General features: G+C 68.1%; 1 pseudogene. It reads left to right on the top strand.

Annotation, left to right across the window (positions count from 1 at the left end):
- Positions 1–123: 123 nt before the first annotated feature.
- Positions 124–764 (top strand): annotated as a pseudogene (locus BJL95_RS25565) (hypothetical protein); the annotation flags it as partial.

Genomic DNA, 764 nt, shown 5'->3' with positions numbered 1-764 from the left:
TAATTCCCCACCCCTGGGGCGTGTCGGCCGGGGGTTCGGGTGCTGCTGCAGGTTCGCTCCTGACTGGGTCACCGACAACGGGGCCCGGGAAGGGGCCTGACGGTGGCGAGGAGAACGTGGACGATGATCGATCTGATGGAGTTGTTCCGGCATTGGCATGCCGGCCGGTCCCAGGTGCAGATCGCGGAGGCCCTGGATATCGACCGAAAAACCATCCGGAAATATCTGGCTCCCGCCGTGGCGGCCGGGTTGACACCGGGCGAGGGAGGGAAGTTCGACGAGCCGCTCTGGTGGGAGCTGATCACCGGATGGTTCCCGGAGGTCGGCGACCCGGCGGCGCGGGCGGTGACATGGCCGGCGATCGCCGCGCACCACGACTGGATCGACGGGCAGCTGACGGCGTCGGTGACGGTAGCGACGATTGCGCAACGCCTGCGCGACGACCACGGCGTCGCGGTGTCGGAATCGACCGTACGACGGTATGTGGCAGCACAATTCGCTGAGAAGGTGGCGGAGTCGAAGGTGACTGTGGCCCGTGGCGCGGTCCCGCCTGGCGACGAGGCCCAGGTCGACTACGGCAAGCTCGGCATGTGGCGCAACCCGGCCACCGACCGGCGGGTGGCGGTGTGGGCGTTCGCGATTATCCTGTCCTGCTCACGGATGCTGTTCGTGCAGCCGGTGCTGCGGATGGACCAGAGTTCGTGGTGCGCCTCGCACGTGGCGGCGTTCGAGTTCTTCGGCGGCACGCCGGCCCGGATCGTGTG

The sequence above is a fragment of the Methylomonas sp. LWB genome (genome assembly GCF_001856095.1).
Classification (GTDB): Bacteria; Pseudomonadota; Gammaproteobacteria; order Methylococcales; family Methylomonadaceae; genus Methylomonas; species Methylomonas koyamae_A.
This window is presented reverse-complemented; position numbering and strand designations above follow the sequence as displayed.